The 25,322-nt window shown below is 34.4% G+C and carries 26 protein-coding genes and 1 tRNA gene; 9 read left to right on the top strand and 18 right to left on the bottom strand.

Annotation, left to right across the window (positions count from 1 at the left end; translation table 11 throughout):
• Positions 1-9 precede the first annotated feature (9 nt).
• Positions 10-1,491 (bottom strand): GH3 auxin-responsive promoter family protein, encoded by a 1,482-nt coding sequence (locus ACFO7M_RS04385; protein WP_379734247.1) that lies wholly within the window; start codon positions 1,489-1,491, stop codon positions 10-12.
• Between the two features lie 52 nt (positions 1,492-1,543).
• Positions 1,544-2,020 carry a peptidase gene (locus ACFO7M_RS04380; RefSeq protein ID WP_379717707.1) on the bottom strand — a complete coding sequence of 159 codons (477 nt, stop codon included), beginning with the start codon at positions 2,018-2,020 and terminating at the stop codon, positions 1,544-1,546.
• Positions 2,021-2,166: 146 nt separating this feature from the next.
• Here ACFO7M_RS04380 and tatA point away from each other — a divergent pair, with 146 nt between their 5' ends.
• Both tatA and ACFO7M_RS04370 read left to right on the top strand, forming a co-directional pair.
• Complete coding sequence (gene tatA / locus ACFO7M_RS04375) at positions 2,167-2,340, top strand: twin-arginine translocase TatA/TatE family subunit (protein ID WP_379717709.1); 174 nt, start codon at positions 2,167-2,169, stop codon at positions 2,338-2,340.
• A gap of 23 nt (positions 2,341-2,363) precedes the next feature.
• Positions 2,364-2,825: an Lrp/AsnC family transcriptional regulator gene (locus ACFO7M_RS04370; protein ID WP_379717711.1), complete on the top strand. Its 462-nt coding sequence runs from the start codon at positions 2,364-2,366 to the stop codon at positions 2,823-2,825.
• Here ACFO7M_RS04370 and argH read toward each other — a convergent pair.
• From argH to ACFO7M_RS04325, 9 genes are all read right to left on the bottom strand, one after another.
• On the bottom strand, positions 2,822-4,132 hold the full coding sequence (gene argH / locus ACFO7M_RS04365; RefSeq protein WP_379717713.1) for an argininosuccinate lyase: 1,311 nt from the start codon (positions 4,130-4,132) through the stop codon (positions 2,822-2,824). The two genes, ACFO7M_RS04370 and argH, sit on opposite strands and share 4 nt — an antisense overlap.
• Complete coding sequence (locus ACFO7M_RS04360) at positions 4,104-5,198, bottom strand: M20 family metallo-hydrolase (protein ID WP_379734246.1); 1,095 nt, start codon at positions 5,196-5,198, stop codon at positions 4,104-4,106. Before ACFO7M_RS04360 ends, argH begins: the two co-directional genes overlap by 29 nt.
• A 3-nt stretch (positions 5,199-5,201) precedes the next feature.
• The gene (gene argB / locus ACFO7M_RS04355; RefSeq protein WP_379734244.1) at positions 5,202-5,975 is read right to left on the bottom strand and encodes an acetylglutamate kinase; all 774 of its coding nucleotides are present in this window, start codon (positions 5,973-5,975) and stop codon (positions 5,202-5,204) included.
• 4 nt (positions 5,976-5,979) lie between these two features.
• Positions 5,980-6,927: an N-acetylornithine carbamoyltransferase gene (locus ACFO7M_RS04350; protein WP_379734243.1), complete on the bottom strand. Its 948-nt coding sequence runs from the start codon at positions 6,925-6,927 to the stop codon at positions 5,980-5,982.
• Between the two features lie 33 nt (positions 6,928-6,960).
• Positions 6,961-8,085, bottom strand: a complete 1,125-nt coding sequence (locus ACFO7M_RS04345) for an aspartate aminotransferase family protein (protein WP_379734499.1) — start codon at positions 8,083-8,085, stop codon at positions 6,961-6,963.
• Between the two features lie 35 nt (positions 8,086-8,120).
• On the bottom strand, positions 8,121-9,083 hold the full coding sequence (gene argC, locus ACFO7M_RS04340) for an N-acetyl-gamma-glutamyl-phosphate reductase (protein WP_379734241.1): 963 nt from the start codon (positions 9,081-9,083) through the stop codon (positions 8,121-8,123).
• Positions 9,070-10,281, bottom strand: a complete 1,212-nt coding sequence (locus ACFO7M_RS04335; protein WP_379734239.1) for an argininosuccinate synthase — start codon at positions 10,279-10,281, stop codon at positions 9,070-9,072. The genes argC and ACFO7M_RS04335 overlap by 14 nt, the downstream gene beginning before the upstream one ends.
• Entirely contained in the window at positions 10,250-10,822 is a 573-nt protein-coding gene (locus ACFO7M_RS04330) for a GNAT family N-acetyltransferase (RefSeq protein WP_379734237.1), read from the bottom strand. Before ACFO7M_RS04330 ends, ACFO7M_RS04335 begins: the two co-directional genes overlap by 32 nt.
• A 196-nt stretch (positions 10,823-11,018) precedes the next feature.
• Complete coding sequence (locus tag ACFO7M_RS04325) at positions 11,019-13,142, bottom strand: Tex family protein (protein WP_379734235.1); 2,124 nt, start codon at positions 13,140-13,142, stop codon at positions 11,019-11,021.
• A 54-nt stretch (positions 13,143-13,196) separates the two neighbouring features.
• Here ACFO7M_RS04325 and ACFO7M_RS04320 point away from each other — a divergent pair, with 54 nt between their 5' ends.
• Complete coding sequence (locus tag ACFO7M_RS04320) at positions 13,197-13,457, top strand: DUF1294 domain-containing protein (protein ID WP_379734233.1); 261 nt, start codon at positions 13,197-13,199, stop codon at positions 13,455-13,457.
• Here the strand turns inward: ACFO7M_RS04320 and ACFO7M_RS04315 are convergent.
• Positions 13,454-14,497, bottom strand: a complete 1,044-nt coding sequence (locus ACFO7M_RS04315) for a hypothetical protein (RefSeq protein ID WP_379717731.1) — start codon at positions 14,495-14,497, stop codon at positions 13,454-13,456. The genes ACFO7M_RS04320 and ACFO7M_RS04315 overlap by 4 nt on opposite strands.
• A 27-nt stretch (positions 14,498-14,524) precedes the next feature.
• Between ACFO7M_RS04315 and ACFO7M_RS04310 the strand changes: the two genes are divergently transcribed.
• The gene (locus ACFO7M_RS04310) at positions 14,525-15,205 is read left to right on the top strand and encodes a trimeric intracellular cation channel family protein (protein WP_379734231.1); all 681 of its coding nucleotides are present in this window, start codon (positions 14,525-14,527) and stop codon (positions 15,203-15,205) included.
• On the opposite strand, the gene ACFO7M_RS04305 is transcribed toward ACFO7M_RS04310, so the two are convergent.
• Genes ACFO7M_RS04305 through rpiB form a run of 4 tightly spaced genes read right to left on the bottom strand, consistent with a single transcriptional unit; the run spans position 15,202 to position 18,600 of the window.
• Positions 15,202-16,116 carry a cation diffusion facilitator family transporter gene (locus ACFO7M_RS04305; RefSeq protein ID WP_379717735.1) on the bottom strand — a complete coding sequence of 305 codons (915 nt, stop codon included), beginning with the start codon at positions 16,114-16,116 and terminating at the stop codon, positions 15,202-15,204. The two genes, ACFO7M_RS04310 and ACFO7M_RS04305, sit on opposite strands and share 4 nt — an antisense overlap.
• 7 nt (positions 16,117-16,123) lie before the next feature.
• Complete coding sequence (locus ACFO7M_RS04300) at positions 16,124-17,185, bottom strand: hypothetical protein (protein WP_379717737.1); 1,062 nt, start codon at positions 17,183-17,185, stop codon at positions 16,124-16,126.
• Positions 17,178-18,161, bottom strand: a complete 984-nt coding sequence (locus ACFO7M_RS04295) for a hypothetical protein (RefSeq protein ID WP_379734229.1) — start codon at positions 18,159-18,161, stop codon at positions 17,178-17,180. The genes ACFO7M_RS04300 and ACFO7M_RS04295 overlap by 8 nt, the downstream gene beginning before the upstream one ends.
• 7 nt (positions 18,162-18,168) lie before the next feature.
• Positions 18,169-18,600 carry a ribose 5-phosphate isomerase B gene (gene rpiB / locus ACFO7M_RS04290; protein ID WP_379717741.1) on the bottom strand — a complete coding sequence of 144 codons (432 nt, stop codon included), beginning with the start codon at positions 18,598-18,600 and terminating at the stop codon, positions 18,169-18,171.
• A 778-nt stretch (positions 18,601-19,378) separates the two neighbouring features.
• On the opposite strand from rpiB, the gene rnr reads away from it, so the two are divergent.
• The 5 genes from rnr (at position 19,379) to ACFO7M_RS04265 (ending at position 24,638) form a co-directional block, all read left to right on the top strand.
• On the top strand, positions 19,379-21,559 hold the full coding sequence (gene rnr, locus ACFO7M_RS04285) for a ribonuclease R (protein WP_379734227.1): 2,181 nt from the start codon (positions 19,379-19,381) through the stop codon (positions 21,557-21,559).
• Positions 21,560-21,588: 29 nt separating this feature from the next.
• A complete protein-coding gene (locus ACFO7M_RS04280; protein WP_379734225.1) occupies positions 21,589-22,272 on the top strand; it encodes a head GIN domain-containing protein in 684 nt (227 codons plus the stop codon).
• A gap of 222 nt (positions 22,273-22,494) precedes the next feature.
• On the top strand, positions 22,495-23,166 hold the full coding sequence (locus tag ACFO7M_RS04275; protein ID WP_379734224.1) for a head GIN domain-containing protein: 672 nt from the start codon (positions 22,495-22,497) through the stop codon (positions 23,164-23,166).
• A 67-nt stretch (positions 23,167-23,233) separates the two neighbouring features.
• The gene (locus ACFO7M_RS04270; RefSeq protein WP_379734222.1) at positions 23,234-23,920 is read left to right on the top strand and encodes a LysE family translocator; all 687 of its coding nucleotides are present in this window, start codon (positions 23,234-23,236) and stop codon (positions 23,918-23,920) included.
• Between the two features lie 52 nt (positions 23,921-23,972).
• Complete coding sequence (locus ACFO7M_RS04265) at positions 23,973-24,638, top strand: hypothetical protein (RefSeq protein WP_379734220.1); 666 nt, start codon at positions 23,973-23,975, stop codon at positions 24,636-24,638.
• Positions 24,639-24,769: 131 nt separating this feature from the next.
• On the opposite strand, the gene ACFO7M_RS04260 is transcribed toward ACFO7M_RS04265, so the two are convergent.
• A tRNA-Cys gene (locus ACFO7M_RS04260) sits at positions 24,770-24,840 on the bottom strand.
• Between the two features lie 78 nt (positions 24,841-24,918).
• Positions 24,919-25,275, bottom strand: a complete 357-nt coding sequence (folB, locus tag ACFO7M_RS04255) for a dihydroneopterin aldolase (protein WP_379734218.1) — start codon at positions 25,273-25,275, stop codon at positions 24,919-24,921.
• Positions 25,276-25,322 lie beyond the last annotated feature (47 nt).

The following is a 25,322-nucleotide window of genomic DNA, read 5'->3' as shown; positions in this document are numbered from 1 at the left end:
ATTTTTTATTTATTTGAAATAATCGGCAATCTTTCTGTCATTAGACAACCTTGGTAATTTATTTTGTCCACCTAGTTTACCGATAGATTTCATATACTCTTGGAATCCGTTTTTGGGAACCTTGGTAATTACAACTGTTCGCAGTACATGACCTGTAATCAAATCATCATAATACACATTTTGTTTACGCATAGCCTGATCAATGTTTAGAGCGAATTGGTCGATATCCTGAGGTTCGTTTTCAAATTCGATCAACCACTCGTGGTAAGGCAACCCAGATTCTGGATTGATTTGTGGTGCAACAGTAAACTCACTTATACGAACCTCTGTCCCATCCATTGCCAAGCGGAGTGCTTCTTCGACTTCTTTTCCAATAACATGTTCTCCGAAGGCTGAAATATAATGTTTGATTCGTCCAGAAACTAGTACTCGGTAAGGTTTCAAACTGGTAAATTGAACAGTATCGCCTATGTTGTAGGCCCAAAGACCTGCATTAGTGGAAATAATCATAACATAATTTACGCCCAATGTCACTTCTCCTATGGTATAACGACGAGGATTTTCGGTAAAAAATTCCTCTGCTTTGATGAATTCGTAAAAAATCCCTGAGTTCAATAATAGCAGCATTCCTTTTTCTTTTTGGGAATCCTGATACGCGAAAAACCCTTCAGAAGCCGGAAAAAGTTCTATTGAGTCAACTTTTCTACCTATCAAACTTTCAAATTTGGCGCGGTACGGTTCATAATTCACTCCGCCATAAATAAATAAGTTGAAATTTTTGAAAATCTCTCCAACTGGTTTTTTTCCTTTTGCAGCTAATTTTTCAAAATACATTTGCACCCAAGAAGGAATACCCGAAATCACCGCCATATCTTCGTGGAAAGTTTCTTCTACAATGGCACTTACTTTGGTTTCCCAATCGTCAATGCAATTCGTTTCCCAAGAAGGCATACGGTTTTTCTGTAAATATTTAGGAACGTAATGTGCAACAATCCCAGAAAGACGACCCAATTTAATTCCGTTTTTCTCGTCGAGAATTGGACTACCTTGCAAAAAAATCATCTTCCCATCGACAAAATTGGCTTTACCAGTTTCATGAACATAACTTAAAATTGCATTTCGTGCCGCTTCAATATGATATGGCATGGATTCTTTTGTTAATGGGATATATTTTGCACCCGAAGTGGTTCCTGAAGTCTTGGCGAAATATAGCGGTTTTCCTGTCCACAGGATATTTTCTTCACCTTGTACCACACGATCAACGTACGGTCGTAATTGTTCGTAATCTCTAACAGGAACCCGATTTGCAAAATCTTCAAATGATCGAATTTCACGAAAATGATGCTCTTGACCAAATTGCGTTTCTTTTGCTTGTGCGATTAATTTTTGAAAAACCTTATTTTGAGTTTTTACCGGATTATTAGCCCAGCGTTGGGTTTTACGATAAATGTATTTGGCAAATTGCTTGGCAATTATTGATTTAACAGACATTGTCGATACGTATTATTTTCCTAGAAACTTTCATAGGATGTATTCTGATGAATTATTTACTCTTCTGTGCCTCCTGTTGTACTTGTTTTCTAAGTTCTAATTCGGCTTTGCTTGCTTCCATTTCATATTCGGATGGATCGACATAATCAGAAGCTAGAATAGAATCTTTATTGACTTTGGCATATTCTAGGTCGCCTGTCAATACTTTTTTTACCGATTTGATGTATTCATCATTTTTATTCAGTTGAAATTCCAATGAATCGGCTTTAATCCCTAATAACAAAGCGTCTTGTTTCAATTGTGTTGAAGAATACCCCGGAATGTACTCGCGGAGTGGTGTAAAAGCGATAAGATAACTAGTAACAGAAATCAGGAAAATTGCTCCAATACTTCCTAAAATGAACACATTAAGTATACTTAATTTCAAAGAAAACTGCTCTTCAAAAGTTTCTTCATTGATAATAACCAAGCGTCGTCTGGCTTTGATCGCATCAAAAAAAGCTTTTCTTTTTAATCTTTTTTTAGTCATAAGAGGGCAACTTAATCTACAAATATAGCAATTTCGAATTTTCTGAAGACAATAAATAATAAATCGTTAAAAAATGAAAGTGTTGTTCTTTTCTTTAATATCTTTGTTGAATAATTTAAGATGCGGAAGCATAATTTTTATTTATCATGGGAAGATTTGGAACTACTGAAATTATTGTAATATTAGTTGTTGTTTTATTACTTTTTGGAGGTAAAAAAATACCGGAATTAATGAAAGGTTTAGGAAGTGGATTGAATGAATTCAAAAAAGCTTCTAAAGGCGAAGATACTGCTGCAAAAAAAGACGAAACTAAAGAGTAAGCATAACTGTTTACTTTTCTCTTATGGATAAAATAGACGCAAAAATTCTGAATATTTTACAAAAAGATTGTACGCTTTCTGTGAAAGATGTGGCGGCTATGGTAGGGTTATCTTATACTCCAACGTACGAAAGAATTAAACATCTTGAAGAATCTGGAGTTATTAAAAAAAGTGCGGTGATTTTGAATCCTTCAAAAGTGGGAATCAAGCTGTTTGCCTACTGCAATGTAACCTTAAAACAACAATCCAAGGAAAATTTACAATGCTTCGAAGAAGAAGTAATGAAAATGCCTGAAATTCTGGAAGTAACCAGTCTTTCAGGCGTTTATGATTATGTATTGAAAATTGCCACTACAGATATAGAAGCATACAATGACTTTGTAGTGAATAAATTAGCCAATATTCCTAACATTGGTCAATATCACAGTAATATTGTGATGAGCATGGTGAAAAACGAAACTTCCTACTACTTACCGGAAGATTAAACCAATTGCTTTTTCTTTTGAATAAATTCTGCAATGATTTTATCATTTTGCAAATTACCAATACTTCCTTCGTGGGTATGATGAATCGTTTTGCTATTATACAAAAACTGATTTTCCTCCACTTGTTTTGAAACTATTTTATAAGCTTCACGGAATGGAATTCCTGATAACACCAATTCATTAACAGCTTCAACAGTAAATAGATTCAAATACTTTTCGTCTGATAAAATATCCTTTTTAATAGTCATATTTTCCAACATCACTTCAAGCATGTCCAAACATTCTTTCAGAGTTATAATGGCTGGAAATAAACATTCCTTGGTTAATTGCATGTCTCTGTGATAACCCGAAGGCAAATTGTTGGTCAGTAGCGTCAACTCATTTGGTAATGACTGAATTCTATTGCATTTGGCTCTGATTAATTCAAAAATATCCGGATTTTTTTTGTGTGGCATGATACTGCTTCCTGTTGTCAATTCTTTCGGAAAACTAATGAATCCGAAATTTTGGTTCATGTACAAACACACATCCATTGAAATTTTTGTCAAAGTAGCAGCAATTCCGGACAAAGCCATGGCTGTCACTTTTTCAATTTTACCTCTTGTCATTTGGGCGTAGACCACGTTATGATTCATCGATTCAAAATTAAGAAGCAACGTTGTGAATGTTCTGTTCAAGGGAAAAGAAGAGCCATAGCCAGCGCCTGATCCCAATGGGTTTTTGTTTGCCATATGATATGCAGCAAGAATCAATTCCAGATCATCACAAAGACTTTCTGCATAGGCACCAAACCATAAACCAAATGATGAAGGCATGGCCAATTGGAAATGCGTATACCCTGGTAATAAATCGTTTTTATGCTTCTCGCTCAAATCTATCAGACTATTGAACACGTTCTCTGTTTTTTCAACAATTTGTTTCAATTCTGATTTTATGAATAATTTAATATCCAACAATGATTGATCGTTTCTGGAACGTCCGGCATGGATTTTTTTTCCGACTTCCCCTTTCATTTGAGTGAGCAAAAGTTCCACTTGAGAATGTACATCTTCTACTCCATCTTCAATAACAAAAGTCTTATCATATACTGTTTTTAGAATGGCTTGTAACCCGTCGTGGGCTTCCTTTAATTCTTCAGTCGTTAATAATCCTATTTCGTGCAACATGGAAGTATGTGCGATGGAACCTTTAATATCTGCTTCTGCCAAATATAAATCCCAAATTGTATCCTGACCTATCGTAAATTGTTCCACCATTTCTTCGATGGAAGTTTTTACGTTACCTGATGTATTTTGCCACAACTTCATAGTCTATCGTATTAAATTTTTCGAGCATTTTGATATAAATTTCAATGCCTTTGTTGATCTCTTCAACATAAATATATTCATTCGCCGTATGTGATCTTGCCGAGTCGCCCGGTCCCATTTTAAATGTTGGAAAACCGTTCATTAAAGCCTGATCTGAAGTGGTTGGTGAAGCATAAACAGCTCTTCCCAATGCAATACCACTTTGTACAATCGGATGCTCTTTCGGTGCGAAAGAAGGGTTCAATCGAGTCGAGCGTGGAATCACTTCACAATCCACATATTGTTTAATGATTTCCAAAGCTTGTTCGTTATTGTATTTATCCGTCGTTCTGATATCCACTGTAAACTGACAACTTTCCGGAACCACATTATGCTGTACGCCTGCGTTGATAATGGTTACCGACATTTTCACTTTGCCCAGCATCTCGGATTCTTCGGGAAATTCAAACGTTTTGAACCATTCAATATCCTTCAAAGCTTTGTAAATCGCGTTTTCTCCTTCTTCCCTAGCGGCATGTCCTGATTTTCCGTGTGCAATACAGTCAATCACAAAAAGTCCTTTTTCGGCGATGGCGATATCCATTTTTGTTGGTTCGCCCACAATTCCGAAATAAATCTTTCCTAATTCCGGCAAGACGATTTCCACTCCGTTATTCCCGGATATTTCTTCTTCGGCAGTCGCAGCATAAACCAAGTTGAACTGCAAATCCTGTCTGTCATAAAAATGCAAAAAACAGGCAGCTAGAGAAACAAGCGGTCCGCCAGCGTCGTTACTTCCCAAACCATACAAAATTCCATCTTCGATATCCGGGCTAAAAGGATCTCTTGTGTATTGTTTGTTCGGTTTTACGGTGTCGTGATGCGAATTCAGTAAGATTGTTGGTTTTGAATCGTCAAAATACTTATTCTTTACCCAAACATTATGCAACAATCTCGTTGTTGGAATTCCTTTCTGAATAAAGAAATCATTCAGAATTTCTGCTGTTTTGTCTTCCTGCGTACTGAAAGATTCCGTGGCAATTAACTTTTGCAAAAGTTCCAATGCCTCTTTTTGTAACTGTTCCATTTTTTACAGTATTAATGTTCCGATAAAAGATTCGCCTTGCTCGCTCGCATAATCCGCATGACATATTTCCACCTTTGCTACATTTGATTCGCTGGCTCTGAACGCATTTTCTAATTTCGGAAGCATACCTTTTGAAATGATTTTTCCTTCTTTTAAATAATCGTATTCGCTTTTATCCAAAACCCTTAGCCATGAACCATCCAATTCAGGATTTGTCAACACGCCTAATTTTTCAAAGCAAAATCTAAGATTCACTTCGTTGGTTTCAGAAAGTGCCATAGCCACCTCTGTTGCGATAGTATCGGCGTTGGTATTTAATAAATTCCCTTTTCCATCGTGGGTAATCGGACTGATAACAGGTACAATTCCGTTGTCTATCAAACTCTGCAAAAACCCGGCATTAACACTTTCCACATCACCTACCCAACCGTAATCAATAGTCGGATGATTTCTTTTTGCCGATTGAATGATATTTCCGTCCACACCACTTAATCCAATGGCATTACATGCTTTTGACTGTAACTTGGCCACAATAGTTTTATTTACCAATCCGGCGTAAACCATCGCTGTAATTTTTAAAGTTTCGGCATCAGTAACACGTCTGCCATCAATGATTTGCTGTTCAATATTCAAATCTTTTGCTAAACTGGTAGCCAATTTTCCGCCACCGTGAATCAATATTTTTGAACCTTTCAGTTTGGCAAATCTGTTGAGGAAATCATCCAATTTTGTTGCATCATCAATAATATTTCCACCAATCTTTATTACATGTACCATAGCTTTAAAAATTAGTTTCCAGTATATTTTTCAAAACTGTCTGTGCTGCATAGACTCTGTTTTCGGCTTGTTGCAGAATCAAAGAATTTTCGCTGTCCAAAACCTCATCTGACAATTCCACATTTCTTCTCACTGGTAAACAGTGCATTACTTTAGCTGAATTAGTAACTACTAATTTTTTATTAGTTAACATCCAATCTTCCGTAACTGGTAAAACCTTTCCATAATCGGTATACGAAGACCAGTTTTTCACATATACAAAATCGGCATCTTTCAACGCTTTTTCCTGATCGAATTCGATTGTTGCGCCTTTTGTAAACTCCTCGCTCAATTCATATCCTTCAGGATGTGTAATGGTTAAATCATAACCGCTAGCCAAAGTCCATTCAGCAAACGAATTCGCAACCACTTGCGGAATCGGTTTGATATGTGGCGCCCAAGTCAGCACCACTTTGGGCTTTTCTTTGGTTTTGTGCTCCTCAATTGTGATCATATCAGCCAAACTCTGCAAAGGATGTCTCGTTGCCGATTCCAGACTCACTACCGGAACTTTCGCGTATTGAACAAACTGATTGATAATTTTATCAGCGTAATCCTCTTCTTTATTTTCCAGATTCGGGAAACAACGAATGGCTAAAATATCACAATACAAACCCATTACAGCTGCTGCATCTTTAATGTGTTCCACTGTTTTACCATTCATTACGGCTCCTTCTTCAAATTCCAATGCCCAACCATCGTTGTTCACATTGAGAATCATGACTTCCATTCCCAGATTTTGAGCTGCTTTTTGCGTACTCATTCTGGTTCTAAGACTTGAATTAAAAAACAATAATCCGATAGTTTTGCCTTTACCAATCTCCGATTGCTTTTCAGTATTTTTTAATGCTATAGCTTCTTTAACCAAAGTTTTAGGGTTTTCTATATCGTTTACAGATGTAAAATGTTTCATTTCTCTTTCATTAATCGTTTCAAATCCTGATGTTTACTTTAAAATAATCTTTAAAGCTTTTAACAAGGCATCTAGTTCTTTTTTGGTTACTGCCAATGAAGGCAAAATTCTTAGGGTATTTTTATTGCTCGCGGTTCCAGTAAAAATTCCGAATTCCTCCAATAATCTTTTTCGGACATCGGCGCAAGGCTCATACAATTCGATGGCAATCATCAATCCTTTTCCTCTTATTTCCTTAATATTCGTAATGGTATGCAATTGTTCTTTTAGGTAATCTCCTAATTTTTGGGCATTCTCCATCAGGTTCTCTTTTTCAATCACTTCCAAAACTGCTAAACCGGCAGCACAAGCCAGATAATTTCCTCCGAAAGTGGTTCCGAGCATTTCTTTTTTGGGCTGAATGTGTGACGCTATTAAAACTCCGGCAATTGGAAATCCGTTGCCCATTCCTTTTGCCACAGTGATGATATCCGGTTGAATATCGGCATGTTGATGCGCGAAGAATTTACCCGTTCTTCCGTAACCGGACTGTACCTCATCCAGAATCAGAACAATTCCCAACTCATTGCATTTTTTGGAAACATATTGTAGAAATTGTTTTTCTGGAATCTGAATTCCGGCAACACCTTGGATTCCTTCAATTATCACACAGCATACCTCATCGTTTACTGCCTGATCAAAAGCATTTCTATCATTTAATGGTAAAAAAGTTGTGTTGTTGTTTTCGTTCACTGGCGCCACAATCGCAGGATTATCTGTGCTTGCAACGGCCAATGATGTTCTACCATGAAAAGCTTTACTAAAAGCGATAATTTTTTTTCTTCCGTTATGGAAAGATGCCAGTTTGAAGGCATTTTCGTTTGCTTCGGCGCCTGAATTACACAGGAACAACTGATAATCGGTATAACCCGAAAGTTGGCCTAATTTTGCTGCTAATTGCTTCTGTTGATCAATCACAATCGAATTGGAATAAAAACCAATTTTCTGCAATTGTTTCGTAAGGCTAGAAACATAATGAGGATGTGTGTGACCAATGGAAATCACGGCATGCCCACCGTATAAATCCAAATAGTGTTTTCCGTTTTTATCCCACAAATCAGATCCTGATGCTTTAACGATTTCAATATCTGAAACCGAATACACATCGAACAAATTCATTCCTGTTGAACTATCTATAATTTTTGTTTCCATACTTAAAATGCACTTGGTTTTAATTTTAATCCAGTCGTTTCGGGTAAACCAAACATCAGATTCATATTTTGTACTGCCTGTCCCGAAGCTCCTTTCAATAAATTATCAATCACACTCACAATCATGACATCATCATCATTCTTTTCTAAATACAAAAGACATTTGTTTGTATTTACGACTTGTTTCAAATGACAATTCTGAGGTGATAAAAACACAAAAGGTTCGTCTTTGTATTTTTCTTCAAATAAGGCAATCAATTGCTCCAAAGAGTAATCAGATTTTAATGTAATACACGCCAAAATACCTCTGGTAAAAGAACCTCTTTGTGGTAAAATATGTAGGTTGCCCAAATCGTTTTTCTGAACTTGCATTAGACTTTGATTAATCTCTGCCAAATGCTGGTGTGTAAAGGCTTTGTACACCGACAAATTGTTCTGTCTCCAACTGAAATGCGAAGTCTCAGCCAAAGATTGTCCGGCTCCAGTTGAACCCGTTGTACACGAAGCATACACTTCACCGTTCAATAATCCGGCTTCAGCCAGAGGCAAAATAGCCAACTGGATTGCTGTTGCGAAACAACCCGGATTTGCTACATAATCCGCATTTTGAATCGCTTCTTTGTTTAATTCCGGTAAACCGTAAACAAAAGAATGATCTGCTTCAATTCTGTGATCCTGACTCAAATCGATTATATTAACCGAAGACGAAAATTCAGCCACTACCTTTTTAGCTTCACCATGAGCCACGCATAAAAAAACGACATCAACATTTGAATTATATGTTGCTGAAAATTTCAAATCGGTATCTCCGAACAAATCATCGTGTACTTCATAAATGAACTTGCCAGCATTACTTTTACTGTGTACAAACCCAATTTCTACCTGCGGATGGTTAATCAGGATTCTTAGCAATTCTCCGGCTGTATATCCGGCTCCGCCAATAATTCCGGCTTTAATTGTTTTCATGTATCAATTCCTTTGTAACCTGATGATAAATCGAGGTTTGGTTCCCGAATATTTTGGTAAATCCTTTTACATCTTCTCCACTCCAACCGTTATTCATTTCACCGTACGAACCGAATTTGGCCGACATCAAATCAAATGGACTTTCAATCCCATTTAGCTCATATCTGTAGGGATGAAGTGTAATGTGAACTTCTCCGCTTACTGTTTTTTGAGTATTGGTCAAAAAGGCTTCAATATCTCTCATAGTTGGATCCATCATTTGCCCTTCATGCAGCCAGTTGCCGTACCAGTTTGATAATTGTTCTTTCCAAAACAATTGCCATTTGGTCAGTGTATGTTTTTCCAACAAATGATGTGCTTTGATAATCAATTCTGGAGCTGCGGCTTCAAAACCTACTCTTCCTTTGATTCCTATTATCGTATCCCCCACATGGATGTGTCTTCCAATTCCGAAAGGTTGTGCGATTTGCTGTAAATATTCAATAGCGATTGATGGATGTTCGAAGGATTCCCCATTAATTAAAATCAGTTCTCCAGCTTCAAAACCCAATATAATATCTATTGATTCTGTTGACGAAACTGGTGTAGGCCAAGCTTCTTCGGGTAAATTTTGATGTGAAGTCAAGGTTTCCTTGCCTCCCACAGAAGTTCCCCACAATCCTTTATTGATACTGTACACTGCTTTTTCGAAATTGAAGTTTACACCATGCAACTTCAAGAATTCGATTTCGGCTTCTCTGCTTAATTTTTGATCTCTGATTGGAGTGATTATTTCCACATTTGGTAACAAATGATTAAAAATCATATCAAAACGTACTTGATCGTTTCCGGCACCGGTGCTTCCGTGAGCAATTGTATTAATTCCCAATTGGATAGCATATTCAGCGATGCTTTTTGCCTGAACCGCTCTTTCCGCACTGACGCTTAATGGATAGCTTCCGTTTTTTAATACATTTCCGAAGATCAGATACTTAATGCAATCGTCATAATATTCCTTGCGTACATCAATGCAGGTATAAGAAGCAGCGCCACACTGCAATGCTTTTTCTTCTAAGACTTCAATCTCTTTCTGATCAAAAGCTCCTGTATTAATGGTCACCGCATGCACTTCGTAATTTTCAACTTTACTCAGATATACTGCACAATACGTCGTGTCTAAACCACCACTATACGCTAATACTATTTTCTTCTTTTGCATTTTTCTGTTCTTTTATATTACTATCATACAGCATGGCTGTACACAAACAATTTTTATAATTTTTACTTTGCAGAATTTCGAAATTCACACAACTCTGACATCCATTCCAGAATTTTTCATCAGTGGTTAACTCTGAATACGTTACTGGTTCATAACCCAATTCCGAATTGATCCGCATCACGGCTAAACCTGTGGTTAATCCAAAGATTTTGGAATTCGGGTATTTGGTTCGTGACAATTCAAAAATTTTGGCCTTGATCTGCCGAGCCAATCCACTTTGACGGAATTCAGGTGAAACAATCAAACCCGAGTTGGCCACATACTTTTCATTTTGCCAAGTTTCGATGTAACAAAACCCTGCCCATTCGTTATTTTCTGTCAAAGCAATAACCGCTTTCCCTTCTTGAATTTTTTCAATAATATATTCTGCCGATCGCTTTGCAATACCCGTTCCTCTCACTTTCGCGGACGCTTCCATCTCGTCGCATATCGTCTGAGCGAAGTGAATGTGGTTATTATTTGCAATTTGAATACTAAACATAGATTAATTTTTGCGCAAATATACAAACAAATAGATATAATATCTTTTTTTAATAAAATTTAACAGATATTTTATCTTTGCAAATGAATATAACAACTCGTTTAACCTGTTTATTTCTGATTATCAGATATTTTATCCAAATAAAAAAGCCCTGATTTCGATTTGAAATCAGGGCTTTTATAAATAATGAAACCTATTATAAAATCATTGTCAATTGAATTCTTTTTCTACTTTCATCCACTTCAACGACTTTGACTTGAACGTGTTGGTGCAGTTTTACTACTTCGTTTACGTCACTAACGTAACCATCTTTAAGCTGGGAAATATGTACCAATCCGCTTTCTTTGATTCCGATATCCACAAAACAACCAAAAGCCGTAATATTATTTACAATTCCTGGTACAATCATTCCACTGCGCACATCGGCAATGGTTTTTACATTCGGGTCGAATTCGAAAATTTTAGCGGCTTTACGAGGATCCAATCCCGGTTTTTCTAATTCTTTCAAGATATCTTTGATACCCAAAATACCCACGTTTTCAGTAATATAATTCTCCGGTATAATTTGACTTATTTTTTCTTTGTTACCGATTAATTCATTGACTTTAACACCCAAATCTTTAGCCATTTTTTCTACCATTTTATACGATTCAGGATGCACTGCCGAATTATCCAACGGATTTTTACCGTCTTTAATTCGGATGAAGGCAGCAGCTTGTTGGAAAGCCTTTTCTCCCAAGCGTGGCACTTTTTTCAATTGACTTCGGTCTTCAAATGCACCATTCTCACTTCGGTATGCGACGATATTTTCGGCCATTTTTTCACCAATACCCGATACATAACTCAATAATGATTTGCTGGCTGTATTGATGTTGATTCCGACTGAGTTCACACAACGTACTACTGTAGTGTCTAATTCTTCTTTCAATTTCGTTTGATCTACATCATGTTGATACTGTCCTACTCCGATTGATTTAGGGTCAATTTTAACCAATTCGGCCAATGGATCAGATAAACGACGACCGATAGAAACGGCGCCACGAACTGTTACATCATAACTTCCAAATTCTTCCCTTGCAATTTTAGAAGCTGAATATACTGATGCGCCGGCTTCGGATACCACAAAAACCTGCACCGGTTTGTCAAAAGCAATTTTCTTGATAAAAAATTCGGTTTCACGACTCGCCGTTCCGTTACCGATTGAAATGGCTTCAATATTATACGCATTCACCATCGATTTTACCTTTTTCATCGCCATAGTCGTTTCGTTTTGCGGTGCGTGAGGAAAAATGGTTTCATTGTACAACAAATCGCCTTTCTCATCCAGACATACCACTTTACAACCTGTTCTAAAACCAGGGTCGATCGCTAAAATTCGTTTTTCACCTAAAGGCGGTGCTAATAACAACTGATTCAAGTTTCCTGCAAAAACATCAATCGCTTTGATATCTGCTTTTTCTTTAGCTTCCTGTAAAGTTTCATTTGAAATAGCTGGTTCCAATAAACGCTTGTAACTGTCTTTAATAGCCAATTCTAAATGTTCAGTAGTATCATTATTTGATTTAATGATATTGTCTTCAATGAATGCAATAGCTTCTTCTTTTTCAATTTCTACATTCAGTTTGACAAAACCTTCGGCTTCCGCTCTCAACATTGCCAATAAACGATGAGATGGCGCTTTACTTATAGGCTCGGCCCAGTCAAAATACTGTGAAAATTTTTGAGCGGCTTCATCGTCTTTTTTCGTTTTAACCACTTTGGTGGTGATTTCCGCTTTGCGTTGAAACATGCGACGCAGATTTTTACGGATATAGATGTTTTCATTAATCCATTCGGCAATGATATCACGCGCTCCCTGCAATGCTTCATCTTCATTGGCTACCTTATCATTCAAGTATTTTGATGCAAGGAATTCGATATCATCATTACGTTGCGACATGATGATCTTAGCCAAAGGTTCCAATCCGTTTTCACGCGCTGTATCGGCTTTGGTTTTCTTTTTCTTTTTGTACGGAAGGTATAAATCTTCTATTTCCTGTAGGTCAAAACTGTTTTCAATTTTTGATTTCAGTTCAGGTGATAAAGCATTTTGTTCTTCGATCGATTTTAAAATGCTTTCCTTACGTTTCACAATTTCGTCGAATTGCTTATTCAGTTTGGCAATTTGCTCAATTACAACCTCATCTAAATTACCTGTTTTATCTTTACGGTAACGTGCGATGAAAGGAATAGTGCAATCTTCTGAAAGCAATTGTAATGTTGCTTCTATATTTTTGGGAGCAGTAGGTACTACTTTTAAAATGTATTCTAAATTTGTCATTTTGTAAAATAAAATAAGGGTGCTAAAATAGTATCTTTGGCGCAATTATAAGAAATGAAAATCATATTACTTTACATTCTCTGTATTAATATTTTGACTATCGGTTTGTTTGGTACCGATAAGTTTTTGGCTATAAAAAATAAAAGGCGGATACCTGAAAAGGATTTATTGGCTTTCTGTATTGTAGGCGGTGCCATCGGTGGTTTATTGGGAATGTTTATCTTCCGTCACAAAACAGCAAAACCTTCATTTCTGTTGCGTTTTGTCTTTATTTTAGTCTGTCAGATTTTGCTTTTCTACTTCATGCGTTTTTAATGTGTCTTGTAATTGCGCTTCATAAATAGTAACGCCGCTTCCATAATTTCACCCATTGATTTCGCATTCTTGAAATTCTTGTCTTTGGTAAACTCATAGGTTTCTTTACGCAGTTGCTCCATATGGAAAGATGGTGACAGACTCATTGACTTCATGACTTGTAACAAATCGGTCAGTCTTTCTTCGGAATCGGCCAAACGTTTGACCAACAATGACCGTTCTTCATTTTGATACTGATCGATCGAATCCGGTTCCAGTTTGTCTTTCACCAATTGGGTGAACTGGAAGTTTTCTTTGAATAAATGCGGTTTATAGAGTTTAAAACTCCCTTCATAGCACTGTTGATCAAAATCTATCGCTCTGATTTTATAAACTATATGATCATAATCATAAATAGGAATCACCACAAAATTATAGGAACGCATATCGCCCAACAGTCCAATCATACAGCGTTCATTGAACTTGACAAACTCTTTCGCTATTTGCGATTTTTCGGCTTCGGTACATTTTTCGAGGTGGTTTTTTAAGAACATATCACCTGGAATACCAATAATATGTTCTTCAATTAATGTATTTCCATAGACCAAAAAGTTGATCCGGTTGGGCGATAAAATATGCTCCAATTCCAGTCCGAAAATACGCGAAGCGTCGGCTTTTTTGACATAAAAATGGGTGTAGTTGTCATTTAAAATATTTCTGACTTTTACTCGGAACGGTTTCGAGTTCCCAAAGGCACAGAAGTCGATATAGTCGACAGTAAGATGATTCAGTACTCGTTCATCGCCATCAGAATGTAGTAAGGTGTAAATTTTCTTCAGACTCAAATCGATTTCTTTTTGGTCGAATTCATTATAAAACACCCGAAGCCACAAAGTATCTTCTCCTTTTAAATCGTACACAGCCACTGATCCCTGAAAACGAAGCAGATCATCGTAAAACACATTGGTTTTGGTAACTCTTTTGTATTTTTCAAGATACTGAAATAAGTTTTCAGATATTGGATAGTATTGCTTTTTAAACAATGGTGCGTCTTCGTTCATAAATAAGTGACAGTTTCAAACAAATTTGTGAAAAGTAAAGTTACTTCAATTATTTTAGGTTCATCAAAAGAAATACATATTACTTTTGTATCAATAATCGATTCCATGGATGCATTACAAATCATAACTTATACTGGGGTTTTTGTGTTTGCCGTAACCGGAGTATTGAAAGCCCGAACCAAACGCTTTGATATTTTTGGAGCTTCGGTATTGGCATTCGTGACCGCTTACGGGGGTGGTACTATACGCGATTTACTGATTGGAATCAGACCTGTCAATTGGGTTAATGATAATGTGGCCATTTTTATTGTCCTTGCCTCAACAGTTGTTGCCTTTTTTTTCAAAATGAATACTAATATTATCAAAAAACTAATTTTTTGGGTTGATGCCTTTGGTATTGGTTTGTTCACAATAGTTGGAATCCAAGTAGCCTTACGGTATGGGATTTCGAGTGGTTATGCTTTGGTCATGGGAATTATAACCGCAACATTTGGAGGACTATTAGCTGATGTTTTGTGCAATAAAGTGCCAAGTATTTTGAAACCGGGCGAATTGTACGCCACAGCTTGTTTGATTGGAGGAAGTTTATATTTATTAATGCTGACGTATAATTTTCAATCGGAAATGAGCATGTTGATCGGAATAGTAATCATTGCTTCCATTCGGATTTTTGCCATTCGAAAAAAACTACAATTACCTAGAATTTAATCCTGTACGATAAAATCTTTCGGATCTTCTTTTTTGAATTCTGGTTGAATATTAATATGGTTGATACCAAATTTAGTAAACAACACAATCTCCAATTCATGGAGTAAATCATTGAATTCGCTCATTAAAATATTTTCTGCACAATCCAAATGGGCCTCCAAATGCAGTTCTTCTTCATTCAAATGCCAAACGTGAATGTGATGCAATTTTCCAACTCCAGGGATTTTGTGCACTTCTCGAACAATTTCTTTAATATCAATTTCCTCAGGCGTAAACAACATCAGCATTTTAGTGGAACGGATTAACAAATCATAACCAACATAAATCAAATAAACTGAGATTAGTAATGTCATTACACTATCTACCCAAAACCATCCATAAAATTTCATTAACAAACCACCAACCAATACGGCTACCGAAGCCATCATATCGGTCAATAAATGCAAATAAGCCGATTTCATATTCAAGTTATGATCAGCATCTTTTTTAAGCATAAGAACCGATAATCCATTCGCAACAATTCCTAATAGTGCTAACCATATCACCATTCCTGATTTAATTGGTTGCGGGTTTAAAAAACGATCAACCGCTTCATAGCCTAAATAAACGGCAACTAAAATAAGTGTAAACGCATTCACAAAGGCGGCTATAAGTTCCGCTCTTTTGTAACCAAATGTGTTGTTAATTGAAGCTTTTCTTCTTGACAACTTGTGTGCAACATAACTAAAAACTAAGGAAATTACATCTGAAAAATTATGCAAAGCATCCGAAATCAAAGCTAAACTTCCTGAAATGATTCCGCCCACTACCTGTGCTGCGGTTATCAACATGTTTAAAATGATAGAGATTACCAAATTTTTACCTTCTACCTCATGTTTATGGATGTGGATGTGATTGTGATTGTGGGACATTTAGATACTAATTATAATAGTTCAATACTCGTTTAAATACAGCGATTTCATTTCCATCAGCAATTAATTTTGCAGATGACCAATTTTCTTTATCATCATATACATATTCAAATACATAGGTATTCATCAGTTGTATACCAAAATCATTGTCATAAAATTCTATTTTATTGATATTTCCTTTATCATCAAAAGTATAGATCATTCTTTTTTTACAAATTTTTTCATAACCCGAATCAAATACCCCATGTCTTTCAATTGAAGCAATTTTACCTTCTGAATTAAAAAAATAAAATTCTTGATAATTGAACTTTCTATTTCTGAAGGATTGTACTTTTTGTATTCGGTTTTGTTTATCGTAGTAAAAAATTGATTTTTCTTCTTTTATATCATCAAAGGATTGCTCTTGATAAAATTCATTTTTAGCAATACCCTTGTCATTCTCATCATCTTTTTTTGTCAATGTTCTTTTTACAACATTTCCATTGGAATCATATACATATCCTGTTTGTACTATATTCAATTTGCCTATTTTTTTGTCATGATATATCAACGTATCAAACTCTATCATTTTTAATAATTGTTGATTTTTGATTTCATAACTAGTAAAATCCGAATAAAAATTTTGTTCTCCATATTCAGATTTATAAAACCTTTTAGTAGGTTTAGCAATTGGACTATTGACCAAATAGTTGGGATACTTTGGAAAAGGTAACTTATCTATTTCTTTTATTTCTTTAAAGAAGACTGCTGTGAAATTATTTTCCGATTTATTTCTAAACTTTATAAGATGACCACTTTTATCAAATTCATGAAAATAATGAGGGATTGATTCAAAACTATTACTTGCTTCTAAATCTAACCTAACTATAGAAGAATTACAACTTGAGTAAAAAGGATTACATTGTTTGATTATCTGTTTGTAAAAATAGGCGTTGGGATTATCATTTTTAAACAATACTTCAATAGAGTAATCTATAGAAACTATATTACCTTTGGTATTAGACTTACTTAAGTCATTCTGCGCTTGACTGATTTGCCAAAAAAAAAATACAATAAATAGTTTATTCATAGTAAGAAATGGTTCTTTCAATTAATAAAGTCTCTTGAGGCAATAAACTAGAATTACAAATCATTTTAATCCAGTTCGATTTACTATCGAACTCATACTGAATTTTTATCTTTTCTTCTTTATTTTTGGTTGCTATGATAATTTCTGTAATTAAATCATCTTTAAAAAAACTTTTCGTTGTAATCTGCGCTGATTCAAATTCTATAGAACTTAATGCGTTATTACTATCATAATTATAATTGGTACTATGAATTTGCCAATCCCCAATACTTGCTATTACTTTTTTTAATTTAGTAACATTATAGGAATACACTGTTACCAAAGGTTGTTCATATTGTCTGTTTTTAAGAGGAAATGTATAGAATAATTCTTCTGCTGGATTTTTTTCAACCGTTTTGATAACGTTTTTATTTTTGTCATAAAAATAAAGTGTCTCATTATCAATATTTTTATCTAAAGATTTCGTCTCAAATGGAGAATATTCAATTTTTTTGGTAATTTGTTTTAGATTGTTATAAACATACTTTTTGGTGTAAGTCATAGCATCCTCATTACTTATTTCTTTAAATTCTATTTCATTCCCTTCTTGATCAAACCTCCTATTATGCTTTTCTGATCCATAAGTGTAAATACTTTTTAGTTTATTATTTTCCCAATAAATCAAAGTATCTTTAGAAATGTATTCAATTGGCATAAATGGTGGGTTTTCAATAATGCCTTTAGTAATTAACTTTCCCTTTTTATCAAAATGAAAATCATGATAAAAAAGTTTGTTCTTTTTATATTCGTACAATTCTTTGTTGTCTGAAAGAATAGAAACTATTATTTTAAGATCTTTTACATTTTCTTTTAGACCAAATTCCTTCTTATAATATTTATTACTTGGTAAATTCTCTTCTATTATTCTTTTTTGAGAATCCGATTGAGAAAAAAGAGAAGTAGAAATAGTTAAGAATGTGAATAATAGTTTTTTCATAGTCGATTTACTTACAAGCAATCTTATCAACACGGTTAGCGTGTCTTCCTCCTTCAAATTCTGTTATAAGGAAAACTTCAACCATTTCAACCGCTTGTTGGATCGATGTATATCGGGCTGGAATACTGATTACATTGGCATTATTATGTTGACGTGCCAATTCTGCAATCTCTACTGTCCAACATAAGGCACAACGAATATCTTGGTGTTTATTGGCTGTCATGGCAATTCCGTTACCACTACCGCAGATTACAATTCCGAAATCAGCTTTTTTACTTTCTACATCATAGGCAACAGGATGGCCTAAATCTGGATAATCTACACTTTCAAAAGTGTCTGTTCCGTGGTTAATAACAGTATGCCCGTTTGCTTCTAAGTATTTTACAATAGCATTTTTGTAGTCTGGACCTGCGTGATCGTTACCTATTGAGATAATCATAATATAAAGATTGTGTTGTGTTTGTATTCTACAAAAATACAGAATTATATAAAGCGCAAAAAAGATGTCTAGATATTTAATTACAATTCTATTTTAATTTATGTAACATTTACTCAACTATTTTTGAATAGTGCAAAAGCAGTTAAATTAATTTAATTCATTATAAATCAATAATTTGTAATCTTTTCTTGTGAATTATTAACCGTTGTTAATAAAAATCATACAGCTGTTTAAAATCAGCTTGTTAGCGTTTAACAACTTTTGTTAACAACTTCGTAAAGAAAATAAGAACTATTTTTTGGTTGTATTGATAAAATGTGTAATCCAAAATTGATTTGGATTATACAAGAAAAGTTTCGTCGATTTGTTGTAAAATTATTCAACAAAAAAACAGACTTTTCAACAGTTATTCACAAAGGAAGTTTTCAAAAAAAGAAAGTAAAATTCAGTAGTTAACAATTGTTAATAACCATATTCTTACAATTCATTTACAATACTTTAACCTTGTATAAGTATGTTAATATCGTTGTATAACTCCGTATAACTTCCAAAAAAAAGAAAACACATAAAAGTTATTCCTATTATTAACAACCTATCATAACCATCATAAATTAAATTTTTAAAAAAAGATTTTTTTTTTGTTTTTAGTAATTGTTGAAAACTCTGGTTTTTAAAAAATAAAAAAATTTAAAAGTTATCTTTTACTTAATTGTTTTATCAGAATAGAAATTACTGTAAAGTATTTTGTAATTTTCAGGAATAATTTAGAAAAGAGATAATGAACAAGAAACCTAAAAAGTTTAGTAAAGGTGTAAAAGATTTTTCTGGAAAGATTTTGAAAATTCTTTCGAAAGACCCTAATAAGCCTTTTAACTACAAACAGATTGCCGCTAAACTTGAAGTAGATGACACTAAAAGCAGAAACGAAATAATCAAAGATTTAAAAATACTAGCGTCTAAAAAGAAGATTGTTGAAATTGAACCGGGTAAATATGTAATCAAAGCACAAAGTCAAGATTATTACGAAGGTGTAATTGATATGACTTCTCGTAAAACGGCTTATTTTATTAGCGAAGAATTTGAAGAAGATGTATTTATACCAACGAACAATCTGAATCATGCATTGGATGGCGACACGGTAAAAGTATATGTTTATAACCGAAGAAAAGGAAAACGTCCTGAAGCTGAAGTGATTGAAGTATTGGAACGTAAAAAAGTTGAATTTGTGGGTGTAATTGACATTCAAAAGAATTTTGCTTTTGTTACCACGGCCAATGCAAAAATGTATACGGATATTTTTATTCCTAAAGATAAAATTGGTAATGCCTTAAATGGTGATGTGGTTTTAGTTAAAATCGAAGATTGGCCTAAAAAAGCAGATTCACCATTTGGTTCAGTAATCAAAGTATTAGGAAGACCTGGAGAACACAATACCGAAATTCATGCGATCTTGGCTGAATACGGATTACCTTATGAATTTCCAGTAGAAGTGGAAGCCTATGCTCAAAAGTTAGATACGTCAATTCAAGAAAGTGAAATCGCAAAACGTCGTGATATGCGCGATACGCTGACGTTTACGATCGACCCGAAAGATGCTAAAGATTTTGATGATGCTTTGTCTTTCAAAAAGTTAGAAAACGGTCATTATGAAATTGGAATTCATATTGCCGATGTTTCGCATTATGTGCAAGAGGGAACTATTTTAGATGATGAAGCTTTTCAAAGAGCAACTTCGGTGTATTTGGTAGATAGAGTTGTTCCAATGTTACCCGAAGTTTTGTCCAATTTTGCATGTTCACTTCGCCCAAATGAAGAGAAATATACATTTTCTGCAGTATTCGAAATCAATGAAAAAGCACAAGTTACGAATCAATGGTTTGGAAGAACAGTGATTTATTCGGATCAACGTTTTGCTTATGAAGAAGCGCAACACATTATAGAAACTCGATCGAATACAATTCCTTCCGAAATTTCAATTACTGGAAATGAATATGTTGTTGATGATGCTATTGTCAATGCTACTTTAAAATTGGATGAATTGGCTAAAATTTTTCGAAGAAATCGTATGAATAATGGTGCGATATCGTTTGATAAAGTGGAAGTTAAATTCAATTTGAATCAAGAAGCTGAACCTGTTGGTGTGTATTTTAAGATTGCAAAAGATGCCAATCATCTGATTGAAGAATTCATGCTTTTAGCGAATCGTAAAGTAGCGGAATATATCGGAAAACAACAAAAAACTTTTGTTTACCGTATTCACGATGAACCGGACGAAAATAAATTGATGAATCTTCAAGGTGTCATTTCTAAATTCGGTTATAGCATCAATTTCAAAAGTAAACAATCTATTTCTAAATCATTGAATGAGTTATTAGTAGGAGTTGTGGGGAAGAAAGAACAAAATATGGTTGATACTTTAGCCATTCGAACCATGAGTAAAGCAAAATATTCTACCGATAATATTGGTCATTACGGATTGGCTTTCGATTATTATTCTCATTTTACTTCGCCTATACGTCGTTACCCGGATGTAATGGTGCACCGTTTGTTACAGTATTATTTGGATGGAGGAAAAAGCGTTGACGAAGAAGTATATGAAGAAAAATGTGTCCATACATCGAATATGGAAGGTTTGGCTTCTAATGCCGAAAGAGATTCCATCAAATACATGCAGGTAAAATACATGCAGGATCATAAAGACCAAGAATTTTTAGGTGTGATTTCTGGTGTTACCGAATGGGGTATTTATGTAGAGATTATTGAAAACAAATGTGAAGGAATGATTCGCATTCGTGAAATAAAAGATGATTATTATACGTTTGATGAAAAACAGTATGCATTGGTAGGAGAAATGACCAAAAGTTTACTGCAATTAGGAGATGAAGTGATTGTTAAAGTGAAAAATGCCGATTTGGTTAAGAAACAATTGGATTATCATTTCATCCGAAGAAATGAGTAATTTTTTAATCATCAATTAAATAGATCATCATGAGAATCAAATTTTTAGCGGTATCCCTTTTTGCTGCATTATCAATATCGGGATATTCGCAAACGAAAAGAGAATTAGGGAGTTTCACGAAAGTCACTTCTTTTGATAAAATAGAAGTGCATGTGATTCCTTCCAATGAAAATAAAATAGAATTATCAGGTACGAATTCGGATCAGGTGGAATTAGTTACTAAAGACGATGAACTAAAAGTACGAATGCCTTTAGGAAAAATGTTGAAAGGTGACGATGTGGTTGCAGTTTTGTATTGTAAGCAATTGGAAGCTGTAGAAGCAAATGAAGGAAGTTTTATTAGTAGCGAAAAATCATTCAAATCCAATCTTTTCGATATCATTGCTAAAGAAGGTGGAGCTGTTCGAATTACTATAGAGGCTTCTAAAATTTCGGTAAAAACTTCTAGTGGCGCTGTTGTTAATTTATCAGGTACTACACAAAATATAGATGCCGTTGCCACTGCTGGTGGTATTTTGGAAGCCGAAAATTGTAAAACACAACAAGCAACTGTTACTGTTAACGCTGGTGGAACTATCGCAATTTCAGCGTTTGATGTGGTAGAAGCCAAAGCGCGTGCCGGAGGAAATATTACGGTTTATGGAAAACCGAAACAAGTGAATCAAAAAACCATTTTAGGTGGTACTATTGTAATTAAAAAAGATACTAATTAAGTCTTTTAGTTAAGCATAGAATTTACTATTTGAATAGCACGATTCCCAATTCATTTCTTTTGAAAATGAGTTGGGAATCTTTTTTTTTTGTCCTCTTACATAGTATTTATACACTTCATCGATTTTTTATCCATTCTCACTAGATAAACCCTAACTTAATGGTATAAAAGGTTTTAGCCTATTTCTTTTTTTTCTTTTACTAATTTTTAAAACCATGTAAAAATGAAAAATATACTATTTTTTATACTTTTTTTGATAGGATTTCCAATGGTGGGATTTGGTCAAATTACTCAAAAAGTGGGTGATTTTTCCAAAGTAACCGCATACAATCAAATTGCTGTTTTTTTAATTCCATCTTCTGAAAATAAAGTAGAAGTTTCAGGTTTTAACGCTGAAAAGGTGGAAGTAACTATTGAAAATAACGAACTCAAAATTAAATTTCCTTCTGAAAATGAATCGGAAAGCAATGATATTCTTGCCAAAGTGTATTTTACGAAATTAATAGCGGTAGAAGCGAATGATGGTTCAAGTTTTGGAGCTAGTGGTTTAATTACTGCACCTAGCTTTGAAATCATTGGTAAAGAGAGTTCTAAAATTAAATTGAATTTAAAATCAGACAAGGTTACTGCCCGAATTTCTCAGGGTTCTAAATTGGATTTATTGGGTAGTACCGAAAATCTAGAAGTGGTGGCTAATAATGCTTCACAGGTTTTTGCTAAAGACTGTTTGGTGAAACAAGCCAATGTAAATGCGAATGCTGGAGGAGAAATTTATGTAAATGCTTCACAATTGGTTGATGCTAAAGTACGTGCCGGTGGTAGTATTTTTATCCACGGAAAACCCAAAAAAGTCAACAAACAAATGATTCTAGGAGGCGACATCATTATGAAATAAAATAGATGCAAACAAAAATTAGATTTTTAAAGAATATAGAGTAACTTGCGGTATCTAAATTATTTCTATGTTACAATACATTATAAGCAACGGAATTCCGCTGGGTATTTTTTTAAGTTTTATGATCGGACCCGTTTTTTTTGTATTGTTAGAAACCAGTATTACCAAAGGATTCAGAGCTGCTTTTGTTTTTGACCTTGGTGTTGTCCTTGGTGATATTTTCTTTATTGGTGTAGCTTATTTAGGAAGTTACCGATTAATTCAAAGTTTAAAAGACGATCCTGCTTTATTTATTTTCGGTGGGATTATTATGTTAACTTATGGCCTTATTTCGTATTTTAAGCTACGTAAAGCAAGTAAAAACATCGAGGAGGATCAAGAAGTGGTTGAATTGATAAAAAAGGATTATTTCAGCTTATTCATCAAAGGGTTTTTATTGAACTTTATTAACATTGGTGTTTTAGGTTTCTGGTTGTTGATTATTATTACTTTCGGACCGAGACTACATATGGAAACCTCGAATATTGTTTGGTTTTTTACTACGGTAATACTTTCTTATTTGGCTACCGATGTGTGTAAAATACTTTTAGCAAAACAGTTGAGAAACAAATTAACACCTCCCAACATTATCAAAATCAAAAAAGTAAGTAGCATTCTTTTAATCATATTCGGAGCTATTTTATTAAGTCAAGGTTGGTTCCCTTCCGATAAGCAGTTTGTAAAAGATACGATTGAGAAGATTGAAAACAAATAATTTACTATATTAAGGCACTCCAAAACGAGTGTCTTTTTTAATTTAAAACCCTATGAAAAAACTACTATTCCTACTTCTGTTTACTTCTACCTTTTATGCGCAACAAGATTCTGTAGTTGCTATCAAACCTAAAATTTCGGTTATTTCCGCGGATAAAATGAATATTCTTTACCGAGGTATCCCCAATCCTATTTCGATTGCTGTAAACAACGCAAAATCATTTAAAATAAAAGGTCAGGAAATAACAAAGAATGAAGACGGAACTTATAGTATCAAACCTAGATCAGGAAACGAGACTAAAATTACTTTAGAAATTGAAAGTTTAGACAGTACTAAGGTTGTTGAAGAACATGTTTTTAAAGTAAAACCATTACCTACAGCTGCATTGTTAGTAAATCAAAAAGGCTGTCTTAATACGGATTGTGTGGTTGAAATACCTACCAAAGAACTTTTAAATGCGGAAGTTTCTATTAAAATGATTGATTTCTTTTTGGATTACACGATTTCAATAACAGGTTTTCGTTTGTATTTAACGAATACTAATGGCGATACTTTGGCCAGTTACGAAATTGCTGGAAATAAAATTCCACAAGATGTGTATGATGAAATTATTAAGAATGACAAAGCAAACCTGATTATCATTCATAAAATTACCTTTACCTCCGACTTGAATTTATCGGTTGCCAAAACACCGGTGATCAAGATTAAGAAGGTTTAAAACAAATTATATAAGGAGCAACATTTGTTGCTCTTTTTTATTATAATACCATTTAGTTTAGTTCTCTTTAACTTAAGTTTTTCTAAAAAAAGAACATAAAAAAAAGAGCTACATTACTGTAACTCTTTTTGAGGCATCGCCCGGATTCGAACCGGGGTAGACGGTTTTGCAGACCGGTGCCTAGCCGCTCGGCCACGACGCCATTGTGGATTGCAAATATAGTAAAAAGTTTAAATTTTAAAAGTCAAAAGTTAAAAGTTTGTCTATTTTCTTTCTTCTTTTACCTATTTTTTGTGATCACTATAGTAACTTGTTGAACGTCACCACCAATTGGAGGGTTAATTTTAGAAACTTCTACCGTAACTTGGGTTACCATTTGCAACTCTTGAAGTGTTCTATTGATAATTCGTTGCGCTACGTGCTCCAATAATTCGGAACGAATCGCCATCTCTTCCACTACAATTTTATTCAAATGGACATAATCTACAGTATCTGCAAGCTTATCGCTTTCTGATGATTTTGTTAAATCGGCATGTATTTCTAAATCAACACGGTAGTCACTCCCAATTTTACTTTCTTCTACTAAACACCCATGATAAGAGAATGTGCGTATATTTTGTAATCTAATAATTCCCATTTGGCTATAAAAATTGAACGTTAAAGGTACAAGTTCAAGGTTTATTA

The sequence above is a fragment of the Flavobacterium sp. GCM10023249 genome (assembly GCF_042653365.1).
Classification (GTDB): Bacteria; Bacteroidota; Bacteroidia; order Flavobacteriales; family Flavobacteriaceae; genus Flavobacterium.
Note: the sequence above shows the minus strand (reverse complement) of the source record. Positions and strands in the feature narration are given on the sequence as shown.

What these genes read in the sequence shown, in the direction of transcription:
- ACFO7M_RS04385 (WP_379734247.1), bottom strand. Translation starts at nt 1,491, where the DNA reads ATGTCTGTTAAATCAATAATTGCCAAGCAATTTGCCAAATACATTTAT.
- ACFO7M_RS04380 (WP_379717707.1), bottom strand. Translation starts at nt 2,020, where the DNA reads ATGACTAAAAAAAGATTAAAAAGAAAAGCTTTTTTTGATGCGATCAAA.
- tatA (WP_379717709.1), top strand. Translation starts at nt 2,167, where the DNA reads ATGGGAAGATTTGGAACTACTGAAATTATTGTAATATTAGTTGTTGTT.
- ACFO7M_RS04370 (WP_379717711.1), top strand. Translation starts at nt 2,364, where the DNA reads ATGGATAAAATAGACGCAAAAATTCTGAATATTTTACAAAAAGATTGT.
- argH (WP_379717713.1), bottom strand. Translation starts at nt 4,132, where the DNA reads ATGAAGTTGTGGCAAAATACATCAGGTAACGTAAAAACTTCCATCGAA.
- ACFO7M_RS04360 (WP_379734246.1), bottom strand. Translation starts at nt 5,198, where the DNA reads ATGGAACAGTTACAAAAAGAGGCATTGGAACTTTTGCAAAAGTTAATT.
- argB (WP_379734244.1), bottom strand. Translation starts at nt 5,975, where the DNA reads ATGGTACATGTAATAAAGATTGGTGGAAATATTATTGATGATGCAACA.
- ACFO7M_RS04350 (WP_379734243.1), bottom strand. Translation starts at nt 6,927, where the DNA reads ATGAAACATTTTACATCTGTAAACGATATAGAAAACCCTAAAACTTTG.
- ACFO7M_RS04345 (WP_379734499.1), bottom strand. Translation starts at nt 8,085, where the DNA reads ATGAATTTGTTCGATGTGTATTCGGTTTCAGATATTGAAATCGTTAAA.
- argC (WP_379734241.1), bottom strand. Translation starts at nt 9,083, where the DNA reads ATGAAAACAATTAAAGCCGGAATTATTGGCGGAGCCGGATATACAGCC.
- ACFO7M_RS04335 (WP_379734239.1), bottom strand. Translation starts at nt 10,281, where the DNA reads ATGCAAAAGAAGAAAATAGTATTAGCGTATAGTGGTGGTTTAGACACG.
- ACFO7M_RS04330 (WP_379734237.1), bottom strand. Translation starts at nt 10,822, where the DNA reads ATGTTTAGTATTCAAATTGCAAATAATAACCACATTCACTTCGCTCAG.
- ACFO7M_RS04325 (WP_379734235.1), bottom strand. Translation starts at nt 13,142, where the DNA reads ATGACAAATTTAGAATACATTTTAAAAGTAGTACCTACTGCTCCCAAA.
- ACFO7M_RS04320 (WP_379734233.1), top strand. Translation starts at nt 13,197, where the DNA reads ATGAAAATCATATTACTTTACATTCTCTGTATTAATATTTTGACTATC.
- ACFO7M_RS04315 (WP_379717731.1), bottom strand. Translation starts at nt 14,497, where the DNA reads ATGAACGAAGACGCACCATTGTTTAAAAAGCAATACTATCCAATATCT.
- ACFO7M_RS04305 (WP_379717735.1), bottom strand. Translation starts at nt 16,116, where the DNA reads ATGTCCCACAATCACAATCACATCCACATCCATAAACATGAGGTAGAA.
- ACFO7M_RS04300 (WP_379717737.1), bottom strand. Translation starts at nt 17,185, where the DNA reads ATGAATAAACTATTTATTGTATTTTTTTTTTGGCAAATCAGTCAAGCG.
- ACFO7M_RS04295 (WP_379734229.1), bottom strand. Translation starts at nt 18,161, where the DNA reads ATGAAAAAACTATTATTCACATTCTTAACTATTTCTACTTCTCTTTTT.
- rpiB (WP_379717741.1), bottom strand. Translation starts at nt 18,600, where the DNA reads ATGATTATCTCAATAGGTAACGATCACGCAGGTCCAGACTACAAAAAT.
- rnr (WP_379734227.1), top strand. Translation starts at nt 19,379, where the DNA reads ATGAACAAGAAACCTAAAAAGTTTAGTAAAGGTGTAAAAGATTTTTCT.
- ACFO7M_RS04280 (WP_379734225.1), top strand. Translation starts at nt 21,589, where the DNA reads ATGAGAATCAAATTTTTAGCGGTATCCCTTTTTGCTGCATTATCAATA.
- ACFO7M_RS04275 (WP_379734224.1), top strand. Translation starts at nt 22,495, where the DNA reads ATGAAAAATATACTATTTTTTATACTTTTTTTGATAGGATTTCCAATG.
- ACFO7M_RS04270 (WP_379734222.1), top strand. Translation starts at nt 23,234, where the DNA reads ATGTTACAATACATTATAAGCAACGGAATTCCGCTGGGTATTTTTTTA.
- ACFO7M_RS04265 (WP_379734220.1), top strand. Translation starts at nt 23,973, where the DNA reads ATGAAAAAACTACTATTCCTACTTCTGTTTACTTCTACCTTTTATGCG.
- folB (WP_379734218.1), bottom strand. Translation starts at nt 25,275, where the DNA reads ATGGGAATTATTAGATTACAAAATATACGCACATTCTCTTATCATGGG.